We start from the raw sequence: 24931 nt of genomic DNA, 5'->3' as shown, positions 1-24931 counted from the left end.
CGGTGGGTGGGCCCACGCCGGCGAGGGCCCCGCGGCGCAGCGGAGCAAGACGTGGGAGCCGGTGGGGACTAGAGTGATTTTCGTGAGCACCTCTGCCGGCTGGGACCATCCCCGCACGTCCTTTTACACCGACCACTACGAGCTGACCATGCTGCAGGCTTCACTCCATTCGGGCGCCGCGCACCGCAAGTCCGTCTTCGAGGCCTTTGCCCGGCGGCTCCCGGACGGCAGGCGCTACGGGATCGTGGCCGGGACCGGCCGGCTCCTGGAGGGCATTGCGAACTTCCGGTTCGGGCCAGCGGAACTGGACTTCCTGGCCCGTACCAAGGTGGTGAACGAGGAGACGCTGGAGTACTTGGCCTCCTACCGTTTCTCCGGCGATATCTGGGGCTACCCGGAGGGCGAAGCGTACTTCCCGTACTCCCCCATCCTGATCGTTGAGTCCACCTTCGCCGAGGCCTGCATGCTGGAGACCTACCTGCTCTCGGTCCTCAACCACGACAGCGCCATCGCGTCCGCCGCGTCCCGGATGGTCAGCGCCGCGGGCGGCCGGCCCTGCATTGAGATGGGTTCCCGGCGCACGCATGAGGAGGCAGCCACCGCGTCCGCCAGGGCAGCCATCATCGCCGGTTTCGACAGCACCTCCAACCTTGAGGCGGGCATCCGCTACGGGGTCAAGACCGTGGGCACCGCCGCCCATTCCTTCACTCTGCTGCACGACACGGAGCGGGACGCCTTCGAGGCCCAGATCGCGTCCCTGGGCGAGGGCACCTCGCTGCTGGTGGATACGTACGACGTCGAGAAGGCCGTGCGCGCGGCGGTGGACCTTGCCGGTCCACGCCTGGGCGCGGTCCGGCTCGATTCCGGCGACCTCGTGGCGCAGGCACAGTGGGTCCGACAGCTGCTGGACCACCTGGGCAACGAGAACACCAAGATCGTGGTCACCTCGGACCTTGACGAGTTCGCCATTGCCGCGCTGCAGTCCGCCCCGGTGGATTCCTACGGCGTGGGAACGTCCCTGGTCACAGGCTCCGGCGCCCCCACCGCCAGCATGGTCTACAAACTGGTCAGCCGCACGGACAACGACGGCACCTTCGTGTCCGTGGCCAAGGCCGCCAAGAACAAGGCCAGCGTGGGCGGCCGGAAATACGCCCTGCGGAAACTGGACGAGCGCGGCGTTGCCACCTCGGAGGTGGTGGGCGTGGGCCGCCGGCCGGAGGACGACGGCAACGACCGTCCGCTGCTGCACCAGTTCATGAAGAACGGCGAACTGATGCCGGGCTGGACCGGCCATGAAGGCGTGGTCCGTGCCCGCCGCCGACACGCCGAAACCATGGCTGAACTGCCGGGCGTGGTCAACCGCCTCCAGCGCGGGGAAGCCGCCATCCCTACTCTCTATGAAGAAAACTGAGGAGAACTGATGTCCCGGGCCCTGATCATCGTTGATGTCCAGAACGATTTCTGTGAAGGCGGCTCCCTTGCCGTCAAAGGCGGCGCGGATGTAGCGGGCGCCATCAGCGAATACGTGGACGCGCACCACAACGAGTTCGACCACATCGTGGCCACCCAGGACTGGCACATCAATCCCGGTGGGCACTTCTCCGAAACCCCGGACTTCGTTGACAGCTGGCCGCCGCACTGCGTGGCCGGAACCCGCGGAGCCGAGCTTCACCCGGACCTGGACACCGAGTACGTCGACGCCTATTTTCAGAAGGGGCAGTTCGCCGCCGCCTACTCCGGTTTTGAGGGGCTGCTGGCGCCGGAGGACGCCGTCCCCACCGGTGAGCGGCAGCCCGGCGCGCTGCCCGGCGCCGGCGAAGCTGACCGGTTCACGCCGGATGAAGACGCCATCGGCCTGGACGACTGGCTGCAGAGCAACGACGTGGAGGAGGTTGTGGTGGTGGGCATCGCCACCGACTACTGCGTCAAGGCCACCTCGCTGGATGCCGTGCAGGCGGGCTACGCCGTCACAGTCATTCGCTCCCTGACAGCGGGCATTGCCGAGGACCTGGAGGAAACCGTTGCTGAGCTGGAGCTCGGCGGCGTGGACGTCGCCTGACCCCGGCAACTACAGCGCCCAGCTGCAGACCGCAGCTACAGAAGCGGGCCGGTGCCTGGCACCGGCCCGCTTCCATTGGCCATGCTGTGTTATTTCCTGCCGATAAACCAGTCCTGGAGCTTCCGCAGCCTGGACTGCAGCTGTTCCTCGTTCGCCTGGGCAACGGGTGGTCCGCCACACACGGTGCGCAGCTTGGTGTGCACCACGCCGTGCGGTGTGCCGGTGCGGGCCGACCAAGCCGCTACATTCTTAGCCAGCTCATTCCGGAGATCCATCAGCATCCGGTGATCCGGGACGGCTGCCGCCGCAGTCTCCGCAGCCGCGGGAGCTTTCCGGTTCTTCCGGTTGAGCTGCTCATGCTGGCGCTGCCTCAGGAGCGTGCCCACCTGTTCGGCATCCAGCAGCCCGGGAATGCCCAGGAAGTCCATTTCGTCGTCGGAGCCCACCTCGCCGCCGGTACCGAACTCGCCGCCGTCGAACAGGACCCGGTCGAAGGATGCCTGGGAATCCAGCGCCTCGAACTTGCCCTTGGTCAGGCTGTCGGAGGCCTTCTCCTCCCGGTTGGCCTCATCCATCAGCGAATCTTCCGGATTGAAGAGCCCGTCCCCGTCCTCCTTCTCCGGCCGGTCCAGGGCATGGTCCCGCTCCATCTCCATTGAGTTGGCCAGGGCCATCAACTGGGGTACCGAGGGCAGGAAGACCGACGCCGTTTCCCCCCTTTTGCGTGCGCGCACGAAGCGCCCCACGGCCTGGGCGAAAAACAGCGGCGTGGAAGTCGATGTGGCGTACACCCCAACGGAAAGCCGGGGTACGTCCACGCCTTCGGACACCATCCGGACGGCCACCATCCAGCGTTTCTCGCTGGCAGTGAACTCCTCGATCTTGCTCGAAGCCTTCGCGTCATCGGAAAGGATGACCGTGGGCGACTCTCCCGTAATCCTTTTCAGTTGCCCGGCATAGGCCCGGGCGTCCTCATGGTCCGTGGCGATCACCAGGCCACCGGCGTCCGGGACGGTCCGCCGCACCTCGCTCAGCCGCTTGTCCGCGCCCGCCAGCACGGCCGGGATCCATTCGCCGGCCGGGTTCAGGGCCGTCCGCCAGGCGTGCGAGGTGATGTCCTTGGTTACCGCGGCCTCGCCAAGGGAGGCGGCCATTTCCTCGCCCGCGCTGGTCCGCCAGCGCATCTGGCCGGAGTACGCCATAAACATCACCGGCCGGACCACGTGGTCGCGCAAGGCATTGCCGTAGCCGTAGGTATAGTCCGCCTTGGATCGCCTGATCCCATCACGGTCCTCCGCGTACTCCACAAAGGGAATGGGTGAGGTGTCCGAACGGAACGGGGTACCCGTCAGGGACAGCCGCCGCACCGCGGGGTCGAACGCTTCGCGCAGGCCGTCGCCCCACGAGAGTGCCTCGCCGCCGTGGTGGATTTCGTCCAGGATCACCAGTGTCCGCGCGGCCTCCGTTTTTGCCCGGTGCAGCAGGGGCTTGCTGGCCACCTGGGCATAAGTGACGGCCACGCCGATGAAGCCCCGGCCGTGCTGGCCGTCCGAGTTCTTGAAGTTGGGGTCGATGGCGATGCCAACCTTGGCTGCCGCGTCCGCCCACTGGCGCTTCAGGTGGTCAGTGGGCGCCACGATGGTCACCCGGTTGACGGCACCCGAGTCTATAAGCGTGGACGCGATCCGCAGCGCGAAGGTGGTTTTACCGGCGCCGGGGGTAGCTACCGCCAGGAAGTCCCTGGGGCTCGTCCTCAGGTAGAGATCCAGGGCCTCCTGCTGCCAGGCACGGAGTTTCGGGGCGGTTCCCCAGGCTGCACGTTCCGGATAAGCCGGAGGCAGGGTGGGGCCGCCAAAAAGCGTCTCCGTCACTATTTGTTGTTGCCTGAGTCCCCTCCGGGACCCTTGCCGCCGTCGTTGCCCGGGCGGAGGCCGTCATAGACCTCTTTGCACATGGGGCACACCGGGAACTTCTGCGGATCCCGGCCCGGCGTCCAGACTTTGCCGCACAGGGCGATGACGGGCTCGCCGGTCAGTGCTGACTCCATGATTTTTTCCTTGCGCACATAGTGCGAAAAGCGCTCCCGGTCCCCGGGCTCCACTTCCTGGCGCAGTTCCTCGCGCTCAATGGTGGCTGTGGACGATCCAGCCCCGGAAAGCTCGCGCATCGGGTCGTTGTCGAGGGGGTCCGTCATGCTAGTCATGCGATTCATCTTAGCTGTTCCGGCGGGCTGGCGTTCGACGCCGGAGGCTCCCGCCGCGACGCCCGCGACCCGCCGTCGTCGTACTTTTCCTCCTGTCACCCTGCCTGCCGGCCGCGGATCAGAGGCCCTGCCAGGAAGGTTTGTTGTCATAGGTGTGGCGGTAAAAATCCGCGAGCCTAAGCGCCGAAGCGGCAGCTTCGTCCAGCAGGACGGTGGCGTGGGGATGGAACTGCAGCACCGAGGCCGGGCAGATGGCCGCCACCGGCCCTTCCACGAATTCGCGCACTGCCTGCGCCTTCTGAGCCCCGGTTGCCACCAGGATCACATGCCTGGCCTCCATGATGGTGCCCAGCCCCTGGGTGAGAACATGGTGCGGGACTTCCGCGAGGCTGTTGAAGAAGCGGGCGTTGTCCCGGCGTGTCTGTTCGATGAGGCTCTTGATCCGCGTGCGTGAGGCGAAGGACGATCCGGGCTCGTTGAAGCCGATGTGGCCGTCCGTGCCGACGCCCAGGAGCTGCAGGTCGATGCCGCCGGCCGCGGCGATGGCTTCTTCGTAGGCAGTGCAGGCGGCGGGGATGTCCGTTGCTGTTCCGTCCGGCCCGTGGACGTTTTCCGGCGCGATATTCACCCGGGCGGTGAACTCGCGCCGGATCACTTCGCGGTAGGACTCGGGGTGCCCGGCAGGCAGGCCAACGTATTCGTCCAGGGCAAACCCGTGCGCCCTGCTGAAGTCCAGGCCGTCCCGCTCATGGCGGGCAGCCAGATCGTCGTAAACGGGCAACGGCGAGGAGCCGGTGGCCAGGCCCAGCACGGCGTCCGGCTTCCTTGCAATCAGCTGTTCGATGGCGTCAGCAGCCAGCTTCCCGATCTGCTTGCTGCCGTTGAGGATGACTACTTCCATGCTGTTCCTTCCGGTGCCTTTTCAGCGGTTGACCGTGACTTGGGCCAGCAGCTCCGGCCCCCGGGCGTCCAGCCACTTCCCGCCCAGCTTCACGCCCGTCACAAAGAGGGCGGGCCCCAGCAGGAGCCCCGCGGCGAGGTCCAGCCAGCCGAAAAGCGCGTTGCCGGTGACCAGCTGCGCCACCAGGAGCGCCGCCTCAGGCAGGACCAGGACAAACAGGATTCCCATTCCGGCGAACTGTACCGCCAGGGTCTGGCCCACGTTTCCGGGCGGCTTTTTGAAGGGGCTGTCCCCAGGCAGCGGGACGGCCACCGTGTAGCGGGCCGAGACGACGGAGGACAACCCGAGCCCCGTGAAGAGGATCCCCAGGCTCAGCCCCAGCTGGCCGGGGAGGGAAGACCAGTCGGAGGTAACAGCGGAGTGGCCAAAAGCGAACACCAGGACCAGCGGCAGCGCGAATGCCAGGCAAGCCAGCGCGCGGCCCAGCCTGTCGTGCACGCCCCTGACTCCGCTGGCCAGGTGCAGCGCAAAGGCGGTGTTGTCGTAGGAGACGTCGGCGGAGATGGACCAGGCGAGGATAAACGCGGTCAGGGGCGCCAGGAAGGCAAGGGTGCTGAAGTCCCCGGTCTGGTTGCCCTGGAACACGAGCAGCACCGGGAGCAGGGGCACCACAATGAGGGAGCCGGAGTACCGCGGATCGCGGATCCAGTAGGTGAGGGACCGGGCCATCACAGCCCCGGCAGGAACAGCGGGCAGGAGCCCGAACAGGCCCAGCTTTCCACCCTTGCGCTTGCCGCTGCCCGAGTAAGGCGGACTTACCAGGGCACGTTCGAGCAGCAGCTTCCAGCACCAGGCAAGGCCGGCCAGGACCCCAACGGAGATGACCAGCTTCAGGGCCGCAGCGCCCGGCTGGCCGGTCACGATGTCACCTGCAAGGGACCAGGGGGCGCCCAGCGGAGTCCAGGACATCGTCCGCGCAAACTCCGGCAGGAAGCCGGTGGACGCGGAGATGCCGCGGCTGACTCCTGCCACGATCGGGCCCAGGAGGACCAGGGGCACCATAAAGGCGATGGCGCTGACGTCCTTGAACCGCCGCGATGCCGCGAGGCTGGCCGTTGCCGTGGTAACCACCTTGGACAGCACGATGCACGTCAGCAGGCCCAGCACTGCTCCCGCGAGGGCCGCGAGCGCAGGCAGCACCCCGCGGGACCAGGTCACCACCGTGGACAGTGCCACCAGCGTGGTGGCCAGCCCCGGGATGCCGATCAATCCGCCCAGTGCCAGCCCTGCCAACATCTGCTTCATGGGGATGGCGAACGTGGTGAAACGCGCAGGATCAAGGGTCATGTCCGTGGCCGACGCGACTACCGGAATGATGGCCCAGCCAAGGATGGCCGCCGATCCGCCGAGCACCACGGCTGTTTGGGCCAGTTCGGGATCAGCCCGGCGCAGCAGGACCAACACCACCACCAGCCCGGCCACCAGGCCCAGCGCGTAAAGCCCGGCAAAGGCCATGCCCACCAGCTGCCAGGGGCTGCGGCGCAATCCGTTGCGCAGCAGGGTCAGTTTGAGCCTTAGAAGGTGCGCAACCATTCCAGCCCCTCCGTGTGGCTGCGCCCGCCAACCAGTTGGACGAACCGGTCTTCGAGCGTTGCCCCCGCGCGCACCTCATCAACGGTCCCCGCTGCCAGCAGGCGGCCGGCGGCCACCACGGCAACGTGGTCGCACATCCGCTGCACCAGGTCCATCACGTGGCTGGAGACGATCACCGTTCCGCCGGAGGCCACGTAGCTGTCCAGGATGGAGCGGATATTGGCCGCAGACACAGGGTCCACGGCCTCGAACGGTTCGTCCAGCACCAGCAGCCTGGGCGCATGGATCAACGCGGACGCCAGGGCGATCTTCTTGGTCATGCCCGCGGAGTAGTCAACCACCAGGGTACCTGCGTCCTGGGCAAGGTCCAGGGCGGCCAACAGTTCCCGCACCCGGCTGGCCACCACGTCCCTGTCCATCCCGCGGAGCAGGCCGGCGTAGGTCACCAGCTGCTCGCCCGTCAGCCGGTCGAACAGACGCACGCCGTCGGGCAGGATGCCCATCAGCCGCTTGGCCTCCAGCGGCCGGGCCCAGACGTCAACCCCGTGCACCACTGCCGTACCGAAGTCGGGCCGCAGGAGCCCGGTGGCCATTGACAGCGTGGTGGTCTTGCCGGCTCCATTCGGGCCCACGATTCCGAAAAACGAGCCCGCCGGTACGTCGAGACTGATGCCGTCCACTGCGATCTTCCGGCCAAAGCGCTTGGCCAGCCCGCGGATGGACAGGGCGGCTGCGGGCGCGGCGGGCTGTAACGGAACCTGGTGCCGGGCCGGGACAGGGCGCTCTACCGGGTCAGGTTGTCGGACCGGATCAGGGTGCTGGGCAGTCATGATGCCAGACTAGTCCTCGCCCTGCGGCTGCGGGGTCCTCCTGCAGGAGTAGAAAAAGCCAGGCGGAGGTTCCGAAACGCCGGCCCACCTGCCCTGGTCCTACCGCTTCCTGCGGATGCGGATGGGACCTTTGGCCGTGAAGGGATCAACCACCGACCCGCCTTGGGTGATCTCCACCTCGCCGGCGTCCACCAGCCGCCGCGCAGCTTCGCGGGCCGGTTCCATCAGGTCGCGCCAGGTGCCATCGCCAACGGCGCGGGCTGCATCCGACGGGCAGATGCTGGAACTGGCGGCCCTGGCAGCCAGGAGCGCCAGGATGGTGGCCTCCAGTTGACGTCCTAAGCTGCCGCCGGGCGCTTGTTTCTCTTCATGCTGGTGGCCGGTCATAGCAAGCTTCAGTGCTCAGAAAGTCCGGCGGGGTACGGCACGCTCGTACTGCGGCACCCAGCCGATGTCGTGGCCCAGTTCAAACGCCGCGCGCAGCCACCAGTGCGGGTCCCGCAGGGCAGCGCGGGCGATGAAAACGCCGTCTGCCTGCCCCGTGGCGATGGCGTGCTCGGCCTGGCCGGCTGAGGTCAGCAGGCCCACGGTACCCGTAGGCACTCCGGCGTCGCTGCGGATCGCGGCGGAGAACCCGGTCTGGTACCCGGGGCCGGCTTTGATCTGCTGATGCGCCACCGCTCCCCCACTGGAAACGTCAACAAGGTCCACGCCGTGTTCGGCCGCATGGCGGGCCAGGCGCACGGAGGCTGCCAGGTCTACTCCGCCCTCGGCCCAGTCACTGGCCGAGATCCTCAGCAGCAGGGGCATCGAGTCGGGGATGACATCCCGCACCGCGTCCACCACCGCCAGCATGAGCCTGTTCCGGCCCTCTTCGTTCCCGCCCCACGCATCAGTCCGCCTGTTGATCAGCGGGCTTTGGAACTGGTGCAGCAAATAGCCGTGCGCCCCGTGGATCTCCAGTGTGTCGAATCCGGCGTCGACAGCACGGACCGCTGCCGCGGCGAAGTCACTGATAACGCCCTGGATCTGGTCCTCCGTCATCTCGACGGGAAGCGCATAGCCATCGAAAGCCGAGGCCGAGGGTCCCACGGTGGTCCAGCCGCCATCAGACACCGGGACACTGCCCTGCCGCCCGGAGAAGGGCCAGTACGTAGAGGCCTTCCGGCCGGCGTGGGCCAGCTGGGCACCGATTTTTGCGTCGGCAGCCCCGTAGTTGTGCACGAAGGAGGTGATCCGCTGCCAGGCCTCCGCCTGGGCGTCGTTGTACAGGCCGGCGTCCCGGGGGCTGATCCGGCCTTCTGCGTTGACGGCTGCCGCTTCGGTAAGAATCAGCGCCGCGCCGCCGGCGGCGAAGGAGCCGAGGTGCATCAGGTGCCAGTCGTGCGGAACTCCCGGCGCGTCGTCGGGATCGCAGCTGTACTGGCACATCGGCGATACCCAGCCGCGGTGCTGAAGCTCCAGGGAACGGAGTTTGAGCGGCTCGAACAGGGCGGACACTAGAAGAGGACCCGTGCCAGTGCCTGGCGCGCCTTGGCAACCCGCTCGTCCGAGGTCCCAACCACCTCGAACAGCTCCAGGAGGCGGACACGGGCCGTCTCGCGCTCCGGTCCAAAGTTCCGGCCGATGAAGCTGACCAGCCGGTTAAGCCCGTCTTCTACATGGCCGCCGGCAATGTCGAGGTCGGCAACGGTCAACTGGGCCTCCAGGTTGTCCGGTTCATCCGCTGCCTGGCGGCGGAGGGCTTCGCTGTCCTGGGCCGTGAGCGGCTGGAGGCGCAGCATCAGCTCCACCTGGGCCAGCCCTGCCTTCGCCTCGTGGTCGGCGGGCATCTCGTTCAGTGCCTGGCGGTAGGCCTCAGCGGCGGCCGCGTAGTCGCCTGCTTCGATGGCATCAAAGGCGGCCTGGTGCAGCGGCGGCAGCGGCGCGGGCTCCGCTTCTTCTCCGGCTGCCCCGCCCAGGCTGCCCGTCACACCGTTTGCTGCTGCCACCTTCAAAAGTTCGTCAAAGAGGCTGCGGACCTGCTGTTCGTCCGCACCGCCCTGGAAGAGCGGGACGGGCTGGCCCTTCAGCACCGCGACGGCGGTGGGAACGGCCTGCACCTGGAAGGCCTGGGCCAGCTGCGGAAACGCTTCGATATCGGCAGCACCGAGGACCAGCCGGCCGCCGTAGCTGTCCACCACGCGTTCAAGGACATCCAGCATCCCTGCGGACTCGGGCGAGTAGGAGGCCCACAGGGCAAAAACCACGGGCACCTGCGCTGAGAGCTCCACAAGTTGCTGGAAGTTGGCCTCGGTGACGTCGACCTTCAGTTCCGGCGCGCCGGAAGCCGGGCCGGCCTGCACGCCGCCGGGTCCGGCCGGCGGGGCGGACGGGCCGGAGGTGGCCGGGCGCTGCTTCAGCGAGGAAAGGTCGACGGCGCCGCGCAGGTTAAGCAGGTTGGCAGCGGCAGGAGGGACTGGGCGGGAAGCTGGCGAACTCATGCTTTCCACTCTAGCCACTCCGGCCGCTGCCGGGGGTACTGCAGGAACGGGGACTACTTGAAGCTGGCTCCCACCAGGCCGCGGGTCGCAGCGACCAGCTTCATGGGGTCACTAGAGCCTGCGGGCGGAACGTACACGGCCATGGATTCGGCGAAGCTGAGGACCATCCCGGTGGTGGTCTCCTTGCCGCCGGCCAGGGCAGCAGCATCGTCACCGATGGTCAGTTTGTCACCGGCGGCCTTGGGGGTTCCCTCGAAACCGAAGTTGATCCGGCCCAGGACCAGCGCACCGCCGTCGGCAGTCCGGAATACCACAGTGCTTTCCGGAACCACCTTGTGCGTGAATGAGAAGTTTCCGTTCTCGCCGGCCTTGACCACCTCTGCCTGGTAGGACAGGGTATCGGCGATGTAGGGCGAGGACTCGCCTTCCACCAGCTTGTCCTTGAAGGCGGAATCTGCGCTGGTGAGCCGGTCGGCCAGGCCGGACATGGCTTCTTCGCCGCTGTAGAGCAGTCCGGTCTTGTCAGCGGCAGCCAAGGTTTCCGTGCCGTCGCGGTTGATGGTGGGGAAGGTGGTGCCGGGCTGCAGCGGATTGGTTTCCACGAGCTTGTAGTTCTCGCGGGGTGAGGCTTGGACGAGGGTCAGCAGCTGCGGCACAACGTTGCCGTCACCCTGCGTCACGGCCAGGACCGAGCGGGGCCACTCGCGGTCCTTGGTGACCACTGTGGTGAGGAGCTTCGTGGAGCGGACGGGCATGCGCGCCTCGTAGGAACCCACCTGGGAACGGATCTTATAGTTCTGCGTCCGCACTTCGAGCTCGGTTCCGCCTACACGCTCGGCCAGCTGGGCCGCGTCCTTTGCAGCGTCAGCGGCGTCCGCGGCGCTGGAGACCTGCTCCAGGATCCGTCGGAACTGCGCATCCAGAAGTACCGGCGAGCCGGCCTGCTCCTGCGGGGCGGCAGACGCTGTTGACGCCGGGTCTGAAGAGGGCGCGGGCGAAGCTGCATTTGCCGCAGTACCTGCTCCGGCAACCACCGCCACAGTCACCACTCCGGCGGCCATCATGCCCAGGTGGGAGGACGACCGGGCCTCGGACCGGGCACGGGCGCGCTGGGCAAAACCGCTGCCCGCGCCGTCACCCTCACCGTTGCGCTTGCGCGCAGAAAGCAGGGCCAGGACGATGCCGGCAAGGATCAGCAGCGAGCCCAGCACCATCAGCGGGATTGCCCAGGGGGTGGAGGTATCGTTCGGGAACGTCATGGAAATCGAAGCCGGGGCGGGCTTGGTTCCGTCGGACGTCAACAGCAGCGTCCAGTCGCCGTCGGCGGGCGGCGTCCAGGAGTATTCGAGCTCCCCGCTGGCGTTCTCGGTGGAAACCCACAGATCCGAGCCTGCCGGGCTCGGCGCCGTGGCCTCGCCGTCGGCATGTTCAACCTGGAGGGACTTGCCGTCCTCCGAGACGCCGGTGACCGTATTGTGCGCTGTCTGCCCCACCCAGGCGTCCACGTCGTCGGGACGGCCTGCGGCGAGCAGGAAGTTGCCGTCACCTTCGATGTTGATCTTGACGGTTCCACCGTGCAGGGTACGCAGGTCCTGGTCTATAACAGTCAGCGGCGCCGCCTGTGCATCAGCGGGCGCAGAGGCCGTAAACGTCTCGGAAGGAGCCCAGATGGTTCTCTGGCCGATGCCGGCCAGCAGTGTCAGGAGGCCGAGCAGCACAAGTGCGGCAGCAGTCTTTAAACGCAAGGGAACACCTATCATCAGCGGGGGTTTACCTTCAATGGTAACGGTTTTGTTATCAGGGCTCCGGCTGGGCCGCCGTAAGAGCGCCGCCGGCGGTCCCGGAGAAGTCCCATCCGCGGGTGTTGACAAGGCTGCTGATAGTGTTTGCGATGATCATCACATCGGCCCGCAGCAGCGGCGCCACGCACCGAACAGGCCCCACATCCCATTGACTGACAAGACGGACGAATCCTTCGCGGCACACGAGAATCCGGAGGGCGCCAAGCCTCCGGCCAATGCACCGCAGGAGCCTGCGCCGGCGCGCAAAGGGGCGGCCGCGGCTGCCCTCGGGCTCGTGGTCCGCCGTCTTCGCCAGCCGCTGCCCGGAGCCCAGCCGAGGCTCCGGTTCGAAATGCCGCCGGAGTACTCGCAGCAGGAGGAGCCCAGCCGGGATCCCGACGGCGTGTCGCGCCCGCAGTTCGGAGACCCCGGCCCCCGGATGTCCCCCCAGCATCCGCTGTACATGGGCTTCATGGGCACCGTGGGCGTGGGCGTGGCACTGCTGGTCTACTGGATCGGGTCACACACCACACAACTGCTGCTCTGGATCGTTGCGGCCCTGTTCATCGCCCTGGGCCTTGAACCGGTGGTGGGGTGGCTGGAGAGCCGCAGGATCCCGCGTCCGGCCGGCATCCTGGTGTCCGTGAGCGTGCTCGTGGCCGCCGTCGTCGGCTTTTTTGCCACCCTGATCCCCACCATCGTGGCGCAGGTCACCGAGATCGTGGAGCAGGCGCCCATCTGGGTCCGGGACTTTATGAACTCGGACCTGTTCCTCACCCTCGATGACCAGTTTGGGGTGCGGGACCGGATCGCCGAGGAAGTCAACAAGTTCGTGAATGACCCTCAGGCCCTGGGGGGAATCGCGGGCGGAGTGGTGGGATTCGGGTCCACGGTGGCCAACGGATTGTTCGGGGCCCTGATTGTCCTGGTCCTCAGCCTGTACTTCCTGGCCGCACTGCCGGCGATGAAGAAGTGGGGGTACCGGCTTGCTCCCCGTTCGCGCCGCCACCGCGTGGAGGCATTGTCCGAGGAGATCACCAAATCGGTGGGCAACTATGTGATCGGACAGGCCTGCGTGGCCCTGCTGAACGCCACTTTCGCTTTTATCGTTATGTCAATCGTGGGTGTCCCGTTCGCCCTGCTGCTGGCGTTTGTGGTCGCGCTGCTCGCATTTATCCCCCTCGTGGGGGCCATGATCGCCGGCGTGGTGGTGGTCCTGATCGCCCTCACGGTGGGTTGGCAGACGGCCACGATCTACGGCATCTGCTACTTCGCCTACCTGCAGTTCGAGGCGTACTTCATCTCGCCGCGCATCATGCAGAAGGCGGTGGCCGTACCCGGAGCAGTGGCTGTCATCTCTGTCATCGCCGGAGGCAGCCTGCTGGGTGTCCTCGGCGCCCTGATCGCGATTCCCACGGCAGCGGCCATCCTGCTGCTGATCAAGGAAATCTACATCGTCCGGCAGGACAAGCACTGATCCAGGACGAGTACTGACCCGGGGCCAGCCTGTGCACTAGGCCGGGGCCAGCCTGTGCACTAGGCCCGGGCGCTGGCCACCGGTCCGTCCCATTCCTGCGGAAGGCTGGTTTCGCCCGGGCCTGCGCCGGTGACCTCCTGCACGATCTCGTTCAGCACCCGCCCGGCGTACTTCTCCCCCACCCACAGGTGCTTGGCCCCCTTGACGCCCACCACCTGGGCCTGCGGAACCAGGCTGAAGCGCTGCGCCGCGGCGTCGGGCTGCAGGTAGTCATCGTGCTCAGGCACCAACACCTTGAGCGGCTTGCCGGACCGGCCCCATTCCTCGAGGTGTGAGTCCTTGGCCCGGTGCAGCGGCGGAGAGAGCAGGATGGCACCCTCAATCTCCGACGCCACCGGTTCTACGGCGCCGTACATCAGGGCAAGCTCGGTGCCGAAGGACCAGCCCACCAGCCACCGGTTGGGCAATCCGCGGTCGACGGCGAAGCGGACGGCCGCCTCCAGATCGTGCTGCTCGCCGATCCCCTCTTCAAACCCGCCTGTGCTCGTGCCGCGAGGCGACTCAGTGCCGCGCGTGTTGAACCGGAGCACCGCAATGCCCGCCATGGCGGGCAACCGGTAGGAGGCCTTGCGGTACACATGCGAATCCATAAAACCGCCGTGGGTAGGCAGCGGATGCAGCGTGATCAAAGTGGCCCTGACAGGCCCGGACTCCGGCAGGGCCAGTTCGCCCACCAGGGTATGTCCATCCGCCGTCTTCAACTCCACGTTTTCGCGCCTGGCCGGCAGCACGGTGGAGGCGCGGATGGGAGTGGGGCCGGTGGACTGGCTGAATTGGTACGACGCCGGATCAAAAGTCATGCCTGCCAGCTTAGCGACAGCGGCGCGCCTGCACCTTACCGGTAGCGGTAACTGCGGGTCATCCAGCAGTTGGTGTGCCAGTGCCGGCGTTCCGCCAGGCCGGCTGCCGCACCAAACAAGTGGTCATCCTTCCACACCACCAGGTGGGCAACTCCGGGCAGGACGGCGGTGGAACACTCCGGGCAGATGTATGTCTTTTCTGCGTTCTTGGCCGTCATCGTGCGGACCATCCATTCACCGTCGGGAGCACTTTCCCGCCGGGCGACGCCCGCACGCGCACGTTCCAGGTCCAGCTCGGGAACGTCGCGGCCCCCCTTCCTTCCGGCCGCCCGGCCGGAGCCAGCACCGGCTTTCCCGGACACGGGACGGCGGGGTCGGTTGGAGCGCGGCATGCCTCCATTCTGCCCCAGGCCAGGGCCCGGCAGCTCCCCCGGCCTTCGTCCAGTGCCGCCCTGTTGCCGCTGCCGCATACCGTCCCGACGACCTTGCCGGACGGGAGCCTGCCGTCCCAGACGGTAGTCTGTACGGCGTGCGACTTGTCATAGCCCGATGCTCTGTTGATTACGTTGGCCGGCTCAAAGCCCATCTCCCCCTTGCCACCAGGCTCCTGCTGGTCAAGGCTGACGGCTCTGTCCTGGTCCATTCGGACGGCGGCTCCTACAAGCCGCTGAACTGGATGAGTCCCCCCGCAACCCTGCGTGTCTCATCCCCCGAGGATGTGGACCTGGAGCTGGGCGTGGTTGAGCAGTGGACCGTGCAATCCGCCAAGACGGATGACCGCCTCATCATCAACATCCACGAGAAACTCAGTGAGTCATCGCACGACCTTGGCGTGGACCCCGGCCTGATCAAGGACGGCGTGGAGGCGGACCTGCAGCGGCTCCTCGCAGAGCAGATCGAAACGCTGGGCGAGGGCTATTCCCTGATTCGCCGGGAGTATTTTACGGCGATCGGGCCGGTGGACATTCTGGCCAGGGACGCCGACGGTGCCACGGTGGCCATCGAACTCAAGCGGCGCGGCGACATCGACGGCGTGGAGCAGCTCACGCGGTACCTTGAACTGCTCAACCGCGATCCTCTGCTGGCACCGGTGCGTGGCATTTTTGCCGCCCAGCAGATCAAGCCCCAGGCCAAAGTTCTTGCCATCGACCGGGGAATTGATTGCATAACCCTGGACTACGATGCAATGCGCGGCGTGGACGACGTCGAGTCGCGGCTTTTCTGACGTTACCCTTAGCAGCGTGCAGGGAATCGGCAAGCTGCCCTTCCCACGGCGCATGAATTCGTCCGCCCAAGGACATTTAACCGCTCTTTTACCTAAAATTTATGCGTTTATCTGTCTGAACCGTTGACCTGCGCCTATGGGCGTGAAATTCTTATCTCAGTCTTTGTGTAGGTGTTTTTCATGCTCGCAAGACATGTTGCGAGCGCGAAGCTCCTGCAGGGCCGGTCCCTTTTGAGGACGGCAATCCAGGATTCTTCTCGCGGAGTGACCAAGGCCGGCACGAGGTGTGCCGATCTTAAAAAGTTCCACAATGAGGAGAAATAAATGGCACAGGGAACCGTGAAGTGGTTCAACGCTGAAAAGGGCTTCGGCTTCATTACCCCGGATGACTCCGATGGTGATGTCTTCGTTCACTACTCCGAGATCCAGACCGGCGGCTTCAAGACCCTCGACGAGAACCAGCGCGTTCAGTTCGAGATCGGCCAGGGCGCCAAGGGTCCCCAGGCGACCGGCGTCACGCTGGTTTAGTCCCCGCCTAATGGCCGCATAATGCGGCCGTCAGCGAAACAATGGTCCGCGGCGATATGCCGGGGGCCATTGTTTGCTTAACCTGTAAATTCTGGATTGGCATAAGCCCCCGCGCGGGACTATTGGCTTCCCCGTCGAAAACCCGTCATCACCTTCTGCGTCAAACTCTGGAACGCCCCATCACGTTCTGCACCACATCAGTTCACCAGTTTGCGGACCAGCCGGGCGCCCTGGGGAAGGGACAGCCCGGGCAGGTAGGCGCGGGTCAACGCCCGGCCAATCGCCGGCAGGTACAGCGGGTCCTGGTAATACAGGTAAAGGGCACGGTACTCGGGTTTGAACCGGGACTTGAATGCTGCCAGCGAACGGAACCCGTAGACAGGTTCCAGGGCATGCCCCACGAGGTCAAGGATCCGGACCAGGTTGTCCGCCCGACCCTCCCCGTCCGGACCTGGTTCCGACGCGGAGCCGCCTCCTGGGCCGGAGCCGGGAAGACTTGCCAACGGAGACCCGGAGAGGGAGATGACCTCGACGGAACTGCGGAGTTCTAGGACCGCGGAGGCGATGAGGAATTCCATGACTCCGGGGAATCCGTCGGCGCCCCGGCGCATAACGTCCAGCGTCCTGCTGACCAGCCGCCCGTCGTCGTACACCGGCAGCCAACTGGTCACCCCATGGACGGTGCCGCTGCCGTCGACGGCGAGGCAGCACAGCACTTCCGGGTCGTCGAGCTCGTCGATGCCGCCGAGCGTAAAGCCCATCTCCGGAACAGTTTTTCCGGCAGCCCACTCCTCGGACACTTCGCTCAGCTTTGAACGCAGGGCCGCCGGAAGGGAAGCGTAGGTTCCCCACACGGCCTCGACCCCCAGCTTTGCAGCCCGGTTCAGTGCCGTCCGGACGTTCTGCCATTCTTTGCCCTTGAACTCGAGTTCGCGGATGGCCAGGCGCGTCTCCTGCGCCACCGCAACCCGGGAAAAACCGCGCTCCTGCAGCATGGGCCACAGCGTATCGTCGCAGGAGTAAAGCGCCGGGATCAAGGCCTGCCGGCTGCAGTAGGCAAGGAACCCCTCCGTAACATGGCCTTGGGCGTCTGCGGGGCCAAAGGCGCCGCCCAATGTCAGCGCCACGCTCCCATGCCGTTGGAACGCCACGGCACCGCGGCGGTCAGGACTGAACCAGTAGCTGTTGGGTTCCCACAGCGCCATCCACGAGAGCGGCCCGCCACCCTGGTGAAGCAGGGTGCGTGCCCTGATCCTGTCCTGGCGGCCGGACTCGTTGCCATGGTGTCCGCCCAGCAGCACCCACCACACTGCCACCAGCGCGATGACCCAAAATACGGGACCGGAGTACGCAAAGAGGACCGCTTCAACAGTATTCCGATCCGCAAAGACACGGTGGTATTGCTGCGGGATGGGCACCGGAACGTATTGCCGGGCCAGTTCGGCGAAAAGTCCCAGCAATCCGCCGTCGCGCATCAGTCCGCCGGCCCACAACCAGGCACCGGCATAAGCAGCGGCCAGGACAATCCAGGAGCCGCCCACCACGATGGCCAGCATCCGGCGGGCGGCGGGAAGAGTCTGGACGCGGAACTGCCGGCGGTTCAGCCACAGGAGCACTGCCAACAGCAGGGGCACGCATACCAGGGGAAGGACGTGGGCGAAGGCGGAACCCATGGGCGGCGCGGACGGGCCGTGCGGCCGTGACGGAACTAGGGCGAACAGGGCCAGGTAGACGGCAGCCAGGGCGGTCACCGCCAGCTGGATGGCAATGGCGATGCTCAAGGCAAGGCGCCGGCCGCGGCGCATTCCATCGGCGCAGATCAGCAGCAGCACCACCGGAACCACTGCCAGCGCAAGACCGAAGGGGCCGGCAAAACCTGCCCTTCCGGCTTCCAGGCAGGAGGCCTCTACCGTGGTGCCGCAGTTGAACGCGAGCTGGCTGAGGGTGGGCATCGGGTTCAGGACCACATCGCGCAGGAGCGCCAGCGGACCCGTGGGTGCCCGGGCGATGCCTGTGAGGATGGGTCCCACGGCAAAGACGGCAACCATGAGGGCGAGGAGGTTCCGGGCTTCACGGCCGGTGGACCGGTGCCGGTACAGCTGGCCGTGATCGCCCTGGATCCACCAGCCTGCCAGCAGGCCCAGCACAGCGCCAATCAGTCCTATTACGGTTTCCGCGTGCCCGATGTACAGGACCAGGAGGAGCGAGATGGAGAGCACGCCGGTCCGCAGCCGGCGCTGCCAGAGGACCGGCAGGCGGCCGGTGGCGGCAAGGCCTGCGGCCAGGACTGCCGGGTAGGGCCCGATCAGGATGTCATCAGCCATCCGGTCCAGCCATCCGTCACCAACGTATCCGGCCACCTGGGTGATCAGCAGGAAGAGCGTAACGGCAACGAACTGGCCGCCGAGGAAGAGCGCTGCAGCGGCGGGTGTGCCCAGCCTCCGCTCTGCCAGCCCCAGGAGCAGGAGGATCATCAGCGAGGCGGAGATGTAGGCCAACGGGTTAGTGGCGAAGAAGAGGCTGGTAAAGAGGGACCACCAGTTGCCGGCACGCAGGCCCGGGCCGCTGACTCCTGCCCCGTCCAGCAGTTGCTCCGGCGGCCCTGCCAGAAAACTGCCGGTGACTGCGCCCACGGCCAGGAACACCGCAAGGACCGCCACGGAGAACGGCATCGATCCCAAACCGGCGACGATCCGGTCCAGGGCGGGGCGAACCACCGTAGTCCAGGCCAGGGATGCCGTACGTATCTGCTGCTGTCGGGTGGTCACTGGCCCAGCCCCCACCTGTCCGCAAGGAACTGCAGGGCATCAGCAATCCGTTTGGAGGATGTGTCCCAGGAGTGGCCGGTGTGTTCCACCTCGTAGGCACGGACGTCGAAACCTGCTTCCCGGGCTGCAGTTGCCAGGGTGTCGAGGTAGGCCACGAACTCCGGATCGTCCTGCCCGGCAGTAAGGTACACAGCACTGGACTCGAAGCGCTGCTCCTTCATGATGGCTAAGGGGGTCTGCCGGTCGAATTCCTTAGGGTTCCCGGGGAAGGCGGCGTCAATGGTTTTTTGCCGCTCCTTGGCGAGGGCCGGCTCTGCTTCCCCGGAGAACGAGAGGACGGAGGGGAACAAATCCGGGTGCCGCGTCCCCATCTGCAGTGCGCAGGTGCCCCCGAACGAGAAGCCGCCAATGGCCCACTGGTGATGGTTGGTGTCCACGGCCAAGGTGGAACTGATCCAGGCAGGTACGTCGCGTGAAAGATATGTATCGGCCTGCGCTATCCGGCTGTCCATGCACATGGTGTTGGCGGACTGTGAGCCGTTGGGGTCCGGAATCACCACCACCGGCGCCAGGCCCCCATGGGCTGCCGCGAAGGAGTCCATGTGGCCGTCCAGCGCGCCTCCGGTCAGCCAGTCCTGGGGTCCGCCCGGCTGTCCGGCCACCAGGACCAGCACCGGAAGGGCCGGCCGGTTCTTGGCGAAGTAGGCGGGCGGCAGGTAGATGTACGCCTCGCGGGTGGTCATGCCGGAGGCGGTACCAGGAATGGCAGCCTTGCGCAGGACTCCCCCGGCCGGAAGCTCACCCTGCGGCGCCCAGCCTTGGAGCGGGACGCCGTCGTCGGCCCCTTGCTGCCGAATCAGTTCAGGTTCCAGCGTAGGGATCCGGGCAATGGCGGTGCCCAGGAGATCGCTCACGGTGCGGTTCAGGCCGAAGTATGCGTTGACCTGGACAGAGGACAGGGCTGCGACGAGCAGTACAGCGGCCAGGCCGGCGGCGCGGCGGCGCCAGGTGCTGCGGGGCAGCCGGAGCAACAGGAGGATCAGGGCGGCCACTGCGGGCACCACCCAGAGCAGGACGGTGTCCGGGATGTTTTCCGGGAAGACGGAGAAGAGATTAATAAGCGCCCAATGGACCGTGGCCACCAGGGCGAAGGCTGCGGCGACGGCCGCAATCACTTGAATGAGCCAGCGCCGCCTGCCGGTACGCGGGGGAGGTATGAGGAGGTATATGCCGCCCGCCAGGCCCAAAGCCAGGGAAGCCCAGTACACGGGGCCGTCGGTAAGCCGGATGTCGAAAACCCAGTCCACGTTGGCTAGCGCCAGGTCCCCACGCCGATGACCGGCCCGGCTTCCAGCCAGGAGGACAGTCCGGTATAGGCGTCGAACTTCATGGCCAGGCGGAGGTCCTGCCCCTCGTAGCGGAGCTCAACGATGACGACGTCGGGCTGGACCTTGACCGCTTCGGCCTCCGTGGGCTTGCGGCGGCCCAGCAGTTCCAACGAGTGGCGCTTGAACTTGTGCTTTGGCCGGACACTCAACGAGAACAGGCGGAACCATTCAAGGTCGTTGTCCTGGTAACGACAAACCCCCACCTGCCAGCTGTTTCCAGCCATGCAAATGGAGGCGTCCACCGTGCCGAGGGCACGCCGCAGGTTGAAGCGGCGCACCCCCGAAAGGCACAGTGCAAAGATCAGCAATCCGAAAGCGATTGCCATGGCGATGAACGGAAGACTCGGTGCGTCCATCAAGCTGGTGCTAGCGGATCCCAGCGGTAGCCGAGCCGCCCAGTTGGGCGTTGTCAGCAACAATAACCACGCGGTTGTTGTCCACGGAGAAGAATCCGCCGTCAACATCTACGGCAATACGGTCCCCGGACACCGGCTGGATAGCCAGTTCACCCTCGGCCAGGATCGCCAGCAGGGGCGAGTGGCCGGGCAGGATTCCGATTTCACCATCGCTGGTGCGGGCCTTGACCATCTTGGCCGCTCCGGACCACACGAAGTGGTCCGCTGCGACAATCTCAACCTCAAGCTCAGCCATATTACTTGGTCTGTTCCTGGATCTTGGCCCACTGGCGCTCGACGTCATCGAGGCCGCCGACGTTGAAGAACGCCTGCTCCGCGATGTGGTCCAGCTCGCCGTCGCAGATGGCCGAGAAGCCTTCCACGGTGTCCTTGATGGAAACCGTGGAGCCCTCGACGCCGGTGAACTGCTTGGCGGTGTAGGTGTTCTGCGAGAGGAACTGCTGGATGCGGCGTGCACGCGACACGACGATCTTGTCCTCTTCGGAGAGTTCGTCAACGCCAAGGATGGCGATGATGTCCTGGAGTTCCTTGTTCTTCTGCAGGATCTGCTTCACACGGACAGCCGTGTTGTAGTGGTCCTTGCCGATGTACTGGGGGTCCAGGATGCGGGAGGTGGACGTCAGCGGGTCGACGGCCGGGTAGAGGCCACGGGAGGCGATTTCACGGGAAAGTTCCGTGGTCGCGTCCAGGTGCGCAAAGGTGGTGGCCGGTGCCGGGTCGGTGTAGTCATCTGCGGGAACGTAGATGGCCTGCATCGAGGTGATGGAGTGACCCTTGGTGGAGGTGATGCGCTCCTGCAGGAGGCCCATCTCGTCAGCCAGGTTGGGCTGGTAGCCCACAGCCGAAGGCATGCGGCCCAGGAGGGTGGACACCTCGGAACCTGCCTGGGTGAAGCGGAAGATGTTGTCGATGAAGAGCAGCACGTCCTGGTTCTGCACATCGCGGAAGTACTCCGCCATGGTCAGCGCGGACAGGGCCACGCGAAGGCGCGTTCCCGGCGGCTCGTCCATCTGGCCGAATACAAGGGCGGTGTCCTTGAGGACGCCTGCCTCTTCCATTTCGACCCAGAGGTCGTTGCCTTCACGGGTACGCTCACCCACGCCGGCGAATACCGAGGTACCACCGAAGTTGCGGGCAACACGGGTGATCATTTCCTGGATCAGAACGGTCTTGCCCACGCCGGCGCCGCCGAACAGGCCGATCTTTCCACCCTTGATGTAGGGGGTGAGGAGGTCGATGACCTTGATGCCGGTTTCCAGCATCTCGGTGGAACCTTCGAGCGAAGCGAAGCTCGGTGCCTTGCGGTGGATGGGCCAGCGTTCGCTGATCTCCAGCTCCGACTCGGCAACGTCCAGGGGCTGGCCCAGGACGTTGAAGATGTGGCCCTTGACACCGTCGCCGACCGGCACGGAGATGGGGGCGCCGCTGTCCACTACGGACGTTCCGCGGACGAGTCCGTCGGTGGCCTGCAGCGAGATGGCGCGGACGAGGTTGTCACCCAGGTGCTGGGAGGTCTCGAACGTGATGGTCTTGGTCTCACCGTTGAGAGTGATCTCGGTGGTGAGTGCGTTGTAGATGGACGGGATTGCGTCAGCCGGGAATTCGACGTCGACAACCGGGCCGATTACGCGCGCAATGCGGCCGGTAGCACCGGACGTTGCGGCTACGTGTTCGGTAGCAGTGGCAGTCATCTCTCTCACTTCACTCAGTAGATGGCGTGGGTTTAAGTTTATCTGTGGTGGTGCAGGTCCAGCGGAACCGGGCGCTGCAGGCTAGGACGCGAGGGCGTCGGCGCCGGCAACAATCTCGGAAAGCTCCTGCGTAATTTCAGCCTGGCGGGCCGTGTTGCGCAGACGCGTGTACTTCTTGATGAGGTCCGTGGCGTTGTCGCCGGCGGACTTCATGGCCCGCTGGCGTGCAGCGAGCTCGGAAGCTGCTGCCTGCAGCATGGCCGCGAAGATGCGTGACTCGATGTAGCGCGGCAGCAGGGCGTCAAGAACACGCTCGGTTTCCGGCTCGAACTCGTACAGCGGCAACAGGTCCGATTCGGAAGCGGCCTGCTCTTCCACTACTTCCAGGGGAAGCAGGCGGATGACCGTGGGCTCCTGGGTCACCATGGACTTGAAGCGGGTGTACACCACGTGGATCTCGTCCACGCCGCCCTCTTCATAGTCGGTGGCGAATTCCGCCAGCAGCGCCGCGCCGATTTCACGGGCAGTGCCGAACTCCGGTGCGTCGGTGCCTCCGGTCCAGACCCGTGCGTATTCGCGGTTCCGGAAGTCGAAGTAGGCCTGCGCCTTGCGTCCGACGAGGTACGTCTTGACTTCCTTGCCTTCAGCGTGGAGCAGCTCGTTGAGACCTTCCGCCTGCTTGAGCACGCTCGCCGAGTATGATCCGGCCAGGCCGCGGTCCGAGGTGATTACCAGGACGGCGGCACGGCGGATCTGCTCCGGCTCAGTGGTCAGCGGGTGGTCGATTTCGCTTTGGCTGGCGACAGCAGAAACGGCGCGCGTGATCGCGTTCGCGTAAGGCAGTGAAGCTGCTACGCGCGCACGGGCCTTGCCGATGCGCGAGGTAGCGATCAGTTCCATCGCCTTGAAGATCTTGCGCATCGACGTGGTCGAGCTGATCTTCTGGCGGTAGACCCGAATCTGGGCTCCCATACTTATCCTTTCCTAACATTCCGTAAACCGGGTGTGCCGGACCTTGACGGCCCGGCATACCCGGTCAGTGGAATTAGCGCTTCTGCTTGACGATCTTTTCCTGGTCAACGTCGCCCTCGGAGATAGCATCATGCTCCTCGTGGCCGGCGCCTACCAGGTGGTTGTCGCCCTCGCCGAAGAAGCCCTTCTTGAAGTCCACGATGGCGGACTTCAAAGCTGCAACGGTGTCATCGTCCAGCACGTTGGTCTGCGCCAGCGTGGTGAGGATCGAGGACTTGTGGGCCAGGTGCTCCAGGAACTCCAACTCGAAGCGGCTGATGTCTTCAACCGGAACGTCGTCGAGGTAGCCGTTGGTGCCTGCCCATATGGACACAACCTGGTTCTCCACCGGGAACGGGGAGTACTGGCCCTGCTTGAGCAGTTCCATCAGGCGTGCACCGCGGGTCAGCTGCTGGCGTGAAGCGGCGTCCAGGTCCGAAGCGAACATGGCGAATGCCTGCATGTCGCGGTACTGGGCCAGGTCCAGCTTCAATGTGCCGGAAACCTTCTTCATGGACTTCACCTGTGCGGCGCCGCCCACGCGGGACACCGACACACCAACGTCAACAGCAGGACGCTGGTTGGCGTTGAAGAGGTCCGACTGGAGGAAGATCTGGCCATCGGTGATGGAGATGACGTTGGTCGGGATGTAGGCGGAAACGTCGTTTGCCTTGGTCTCGATCAGCGGCAGGCCAGTCATGGAGCCGGCACCCAGCTCGTCGGAGAGCTTCGCACAACGCTCCAGCAGGCGGGAGTGCAGGTAGAAGACGTCGCCCGGGTAGGCTTCGCGTCCCGGAGGACGGCGCAGCAGCAGGGACACTGCACGGTAGGCCTCTGCCTGCTTGGACAGGTCATCAAACACGATGAGGACGTGCTTGCCGCCGTACATCCAGTGCTGGCCGATTGCCGAACCGGCGTACGGTGCCAGGTACTTGAAGCCTGCGGGGTCGGATGCCGGGGACGCCACGATGGTGGTGTATTCCAGTGCGCCGTTGTCCTCGAGGGTCTGGCGGATGGCGGCAATGGTAGACGCCTTCTGGCCGATCGCCACATAGATGCAACGGACCTGCTTGGTCACATCGCCCGAAGCCCAGTTGGCCTTCTGGTTGATGATGGTGTCGATCGCGATCGCGGACTTGCCGGTCTGGCGGTCACCAATGATCAGCTGGCGCTGGCCGCGGCCGATCGGAATCATGGCGTCGATGGCCTTGAGTCCGGTCTGCATCGGCTCGTGCACCGACTTGCGCTGGGTCACGCCGGGAGCCTGGAGCTCCAGCGCGCGGGTGGCCTCGGCCTTGATCTCGCCGAGGTCGTCGATGGGCACGCCCAGCGGGTCGACAACACGGCCGAGGAAGGCATCGCCCACGGGAACGGACAGAACCTGTCCCGTACGGTGGACTTCCTGGCCTTCTTCGATGCCGGTGAAGTCACCGAGGATGATGACGCCGATTTCGCGGACGTCGAGGTTCTGGGCCAGGCCCAGGGTTCCGTCCTCGAAGCGCAGCAGCTCGTTCGCCATGACCGAGGGAAGGCCCTCAACACGGGCGATGCCGTCACTAGCGGTGGTTACGCGGCCGACCTCTACGCGTTCTGCGTTTCCGGGTTCGTAGGACGCCGCGAACTCGTTCAGCGCATTACGGACGTCGTCGGCGTTGATGGTCAATTCGGCCATCTGCAGTCCCTGCTCTCCTGTTTTGTGATCACCGTTGTCCACGAT

Annotated in this window: 23 protein-coding genes; 5 read left to right on the top strand and 18 right to left on the bottom strand. The window is 65.7% G+C overall.

The window, feature by feature from the left end; genetic code table 11:
* The first annotated feature begins 82 nt into the window (after positions 1-82).
* Complete coding sequence (locus tag AC5RVY_RS15975) at positions 83-1411, top strand: nicotinate phosphoribosyltransferase (RefSeq protein WP_493955688.1); 1329 nt, start codon at positions 83-85, stop codon at positions 1409-1411.
* Between the two features lie 9 nt (positions 1412-1420).
* Positions 1421-2059 (top strand): isochorismatase family protein, encoded by a 639-nt coding sequence (locus tag AC5RVY_RS15970; protein WP_493955687.1) that lies wholly within the window; start codon positions 1421-1423, stop codon positions 2057-2059.
* 89 nt (positions 2060-2148) lie between these two features.
* Here AC5RVY_RS15970 and AC5RVY_RS15965 read toward each other — a convergent pair whose 3' ends face one another.
* The 9 genes from AC5RVY_RS15965 to AC5RVY_RS15925 all read right to left on the bottom strand — a co-directional run bounded on the left by AC5RVY_RS15965 (position 2149) and on the right by AC5RVY_RS15925 (position 11829).
* Positions 2149-3930, bottom strand: coding sequence for a DEAD/DEAH box helicase (locus tag AC5RVY_RS15965; protein ID WP_493955686.1), 1782 nt, complete (start codon positions 3928-3930; stop codon positions 2149-2151).
* Positions 3930-4262 carry a DUF3039 domain-containing protein gene (locus tag AC5RVY_RS15960; RefSeq protein WP_370455872.1) on the bottom strand — a complete coding sequence of 111 codons (333 nt, stop codon included), beginning with the start codon at positions 4260-4262 and terminating at the stop codon, positions 3930-3932. Before AC5RVY_RS15960 ends, AC5RVY_RS15965 begins: the two co-directional genes overlap by 1 nt.
* Positions 4263-4380: 118 nt before the next feature.
* Entirely contained in the window at positions 4381-5163 is a 783-nt protein-coding gene (nagB, locus tag AC5RVY_RS15955) for a glucosamine-6-phosphate deaminase (RefSeq protein ID WP_493955685.1), read from the bottom strand.
* A gap of 21 nt (positions 5164-5184) precedes the next feature.
* Positions 5185-6756 carry a transporter gene (locus AC5RVY_RS15950; RefSeq protein ID WP_493955684.1) on the bottom strand — a complete coding sequence of 524 codons (1572 nt, stop codon included), beginning with the start codon at positions 6754-6756 and terminating at the stop codon, positions 5185-5187.
* The gene (locus AC5RVY_RS15945) at positions 6738-7586 is read right to left on the bottom strand and encodes an ABC transporter ATP-binding protein (protein ID WP_493955683.1); all 849 of its coding nucleotides are present in this window, start codon (positions 7584-7586) and stop codon (positions 6738-6740) included. The genes AC5RVY_RS15950 and AC5RVY_RS15945 overlap by 19 nt, the downstream gene beginning before the upstream one ends.
* Positions 7587-7685: 99 nt before the next feature.
* A complete protein-coding gene (locus tag AC5RVY_RS15940; protein WP_493955682.1) occupies positions 7686-7973 on the bottom strand; it encodes a DUF3253 domain-containing protein in 288 nt (95 codons plus the stop codon).
* A 15-nt stretch (positions 7974-7988) separates the two neighbouring features.
* The gene (locus tag AC5RVY_RS15935; RefSeq protein WP_493955681.1) at positions 7989-9086 is read right to left on the bottom strand and encodes an NADH:flavin oxidoreductase/NADH oxidase; all 1098 of its coding nucleotides are present in this window, start codon (positions 9084-9086) and stop codon (positions 7989-7991) included.
* Complete coding sequence (locus AC5RVY_RS15930) at positions 9086-10069, bottom strand: co-chaperone YbbN (RefSeq protein ID WP_493955680.1); 984 nt, start codon at positions 10067-10069, stop codon at positions 9086-9088. The genes AC5RVY_RS15935 and AC5RVY_RS15930 overlap by 1 nt, the downstream gene beginning before the upstream one ends.
* Before the next feature lie 53 nt (positions 10070-10122).
* Complete coding sequence (locus AC5RVY_RS15925) at positions 10123-11829, bottom strand: DUF8094 domain-containing protein (RefSeq protein ID WP_493955679.1); 1707 nt, start codon at positions 11827-11829, stop codon at positions 10123-10125.
* 190 nt (positions 11830-12019) lie between these two features.
* On the opposite strand from AC5RVY_RS15925, the gene AC5RVY_RS15920 reads away from it, so the two are divergent.
* The gene (locus tag AC5RVY_RS15920; protein ID WP_493955678.1) at positions 12020-13327 is read left to right on the top strand and encodes an AI-2E family transporter; all 1308 of its coding nucleotides are present in this window, start codon (positions 12020-12022) and stop codon (positions 13325-13327) included.
* A 59-nt stretch (positions 13328-13386) separates the two neighbouring features.
* Here AC5RVY_RS15920 and AC5RVY_RS15915 read toward each other — a convergent pair whose 3' ends face one another.
* The gene (locus AC5RVY_RS15915) at positions 13387-14187 is read right to left on the bottom strand and encodes an alpha/beta hydrolase (protein WP_493955677.1); all 801 of its coding nucleotides are present in this window, start codon (positions 14185-14187) and stop codon (positions 13387-13389) included.
* A gap of 35 nt (positions 14188-14222) precedes the next feature.
* Positions 14223-14579 carry an Rv1322 family protein gene (locus tag AC5RVY_RS15910; protein WP_493955676.1) on the bottom strand — a complete coding sequence of 119 codons (357 nt, stop codon included), beginning with the start codon at positions 14577-14579 and terminating at the stop codon, positions 14223-14225.
* A 137-nt stretch (positions 14580-14716) separates the two neighbouring features.
* On the opposite strand from AC5RVY_RS15910, the gene nucS reads away from it, so the two are divergent.
* Positions 14717-15412: an endonuclease NucS gene (nucS, locus tag AC5RVY_RS15905; RefSeq protein ID WP_493955675.1), complete on the top strand. Its 696-nt coding sequence runs from the start codon at positions 14717-14719 to the stop codon at positions 15410-15412.
* 324 nt (positions 15413-15736) lie between these two features.
* Positions 15737-15940 (top strand): cold-shock protein, encoded by a 204-nt coding sequence (locus tag AC5RVY_RS15900; protein ID WP_011692441.1) that lies wholly within the window; start codon positions 15737-15739, stop codon positions 15938-15940.
* Positions 15941-16137: 197 nt separating this feature from the next.
* On the opposite strand, the gene AC5RVY_RS15895 is transcribed toward AC5RVY_RS15900, so the two are convergent.
* The 7 genes from AC5RVY_RS15895 to atpA all read right to left on the bottom strand — a co-directional run bounded on the left by AC5RVY_RS15895 (position 16138) and on the right by atpA (position 24886).
* On the bottom strand, positions 16138-18708 hold the full coding sequence (locus AC5RVY_RS15895; RefSeq protein WP_493955674.1) for a bifunctional lysylphosphatidylglycerol flippase/synthetase MprF: 2571 nt from the start codon (positions 18706-18708) through the stop codon (positions 16138-16140).
* Positions 18705-20015: an alpha/beta hydrolase gene (locus AC5RVY_RS15890; protein ID WP_493955673.1), complete on the bottom strand. Its 1311-nt coding sequence runs from the start codon at positions 20013-20015 to the stop codon at positions 18705-18707. The genes AC5RVY_RS15895 and AC5RVY_RS15890 overlap by 4 nt, the downstream gene beginning before the upstream one ends.
* Before the next feature lie 5 nt (positions 20016-20020).
* Positions 20021-20452 carry a DUF2550 domain-containing protein gene (locus tag AC5RVY_RS15885; protein WP_493955672.1) on the bottom strand — a complete coding sequence of 144 codons (432 nt, stop codon included), beginning with the start codon at positions 20450-20452 and terminating at the stop codon, positions 20021-20023.
* Positions 20453-20462: 10 nt separating this feature from the next.
* Positions 20463-20747, bottom strand: coding sequence for a F0F1 ATP synthase subunit epsilon (locus AC5RVY_RS15880; protein ID WP_018760117.1), 285 nt, complete (start codon positions 20745-20747; stop codon positions 20463-20465).
* A 1-nt stretch (position 20748) separates the two neighbouring features.
* Positions 20749-22203, bottom strand: a complete 1455-nt coding sequence (atpD, locus tag AC5RVY_RS15875) for a F0F1 ATP synthase subunit beta (protein ID WP_493955671.1) — start codon at positions 22201-22203, stop codon at positions 20749-20751.
* A gap of 81 nt (positions 22204-22284) precedes the next feature.
* Positions 22285-23175 carry a F0F1 ATP synthase subunit gamma gene (locus tag AC5RVY_RS15870; RefSeq protein ID WP_493955670.1) on the bottom strand — a complete coding sequence of 297 codons (891 nt, stop codon included), beginning with the start codon at positions 23173-23175 and terminating at the stop codon, positions 22285-22287.
* Positions 23176-23248: 73 nt separating this feature from the next.
* Entirely contained in the window at positions 23249-24886 is a 1638-nt protein-coding gene (atpA, locus tag AC5RVY_RS15865) for a F0F1 ATP synthase subunit alpha (RefSeq protein ID WP_493955669.1), read from the bottom strand.
* Positions 24887-24931: the final 45 nt, after the last annotated feature.

It is taken from the genome of Arthrobacter sp. Ha26 (genome assembly GCF_059091705.1).
This window is presented reverse-complemented; position numbering and strand designations above follow the sequence as displayed.

Bases quoted from the DNA above. Each gene is read 5' to 3' on its own strand.
- AC5RVY_RS15970 (WP_493955687.1), top strand. From the start codon at position 1,421: ATGTCCCGGGCCCTGATCATCGTTGATGTCCAGAACGATTTCTGTGAA.
- AC5RVY_RS15960 (WP_370455872.1), bottom strand. From the start codon at position 4,262: ATGACTAGCATGACGGACCCCCTCGACAACGACCCGATGCGCGAGCTT.
- nagB (WP_493955685.1), bottom strand. From the start codon at position 5,163: ATGGAAGTAGTCATCCTCAACGGCAGCAAGCAGATCGGGAAGCTGGCT.
- AC5RVY_RS15950 (WP_493955684.1), bottom strand. From the start codon at position 6,756: ATGGTTGCGCACCTTCTAAGGCTCAAACTGACCCTGCTGCGCAACGGA.
- AC5RVY_RS15945 (WP_493955683.1), bottom strand. From the start codon at position 7,586: ATGACTGCCCAGCACCCTGATCCGGTCCGACAACCTGACCCGGTAGAG.
- AC5RVY_RS15940 (WP_493955682.1), bottom strand. From the start codon at position 7,973: ATGACCGGCCACCAGCATGAAGAGAAACAAGCGCCCGGCGGCAGCTTA.
- AC5RVY_RS15930 (WP_493955680.1), bottom strand. From the start codon at position 10,069: ATGAGTTCGCCAGCTTCCCGCCCAGTCCCTCCTGCCGCTGCCAACCTG.
- AC5RVY_RS15925 (WP_493955679.1), bottom strand. From the start codon at position 11,829: ATGATAGGTGTTCCCTTGCGTTTAAAGACTGCTGCCGCACTTGTGCTG.
- AC5RVY_RS15915 (WP_493955677.1), bottom strand. From the start codon at position 14,187: ATGACTTTTGATCCGGCGTCGTACCAATTCAGCCAGTCCACCGGCCCC.
- AC5RVY_RS15910 (WP_493955676.1), bottom strand. From the start codon at position 14,579: ATGCCGCGCTCCAACCGACCCCGCCGTCCCGTGTCCGGGAAAGCCGGT.
- AC5RVY_RS15900 (WP_011692441.1), top strand. From the start codon at position 15,737: ATGGCACAGGGAACCGTGAAGTGGTTCAACGCTGAAAAGGGCTTCGGC.
- AC5RVY_RS15885 (WP_493955672.1), bottom strand. From the start codon at position 20,452: ATGGACGCACCGAGTCTTCCGTTCATCGCCATGGCAATCGCTTTCGGA.
- AC5RVY_RS15880 (WP_018760117.1), bottom strand. From the start codon at position 20,747: ATGGCTGAGCTTGAGGTTGAGATTGTCGCAGCGGACCACTTCGTGTGG.
- atpD (WP_493955671.1), bottom strand. From the start codon at position 22,203: ATGACTGCCACTGCTACCGAACACGTAGCCGCAACGTCCGGTGCTACC.
- AC5RVY_RS15870 (WP_493955670.1), bottom strand. From the start codon at position 23,175: ATGGGAGCCCAGATTCGGGTCTACCGCCAGAAGATCAGCTCGACCACG.
- atpA (WP_493955669.1), bottom strand. From the start codon at position 24,886: ATGGCCGAATTGACCATCAACGCCGACGACGTCCGTAATGCGCTGAAC.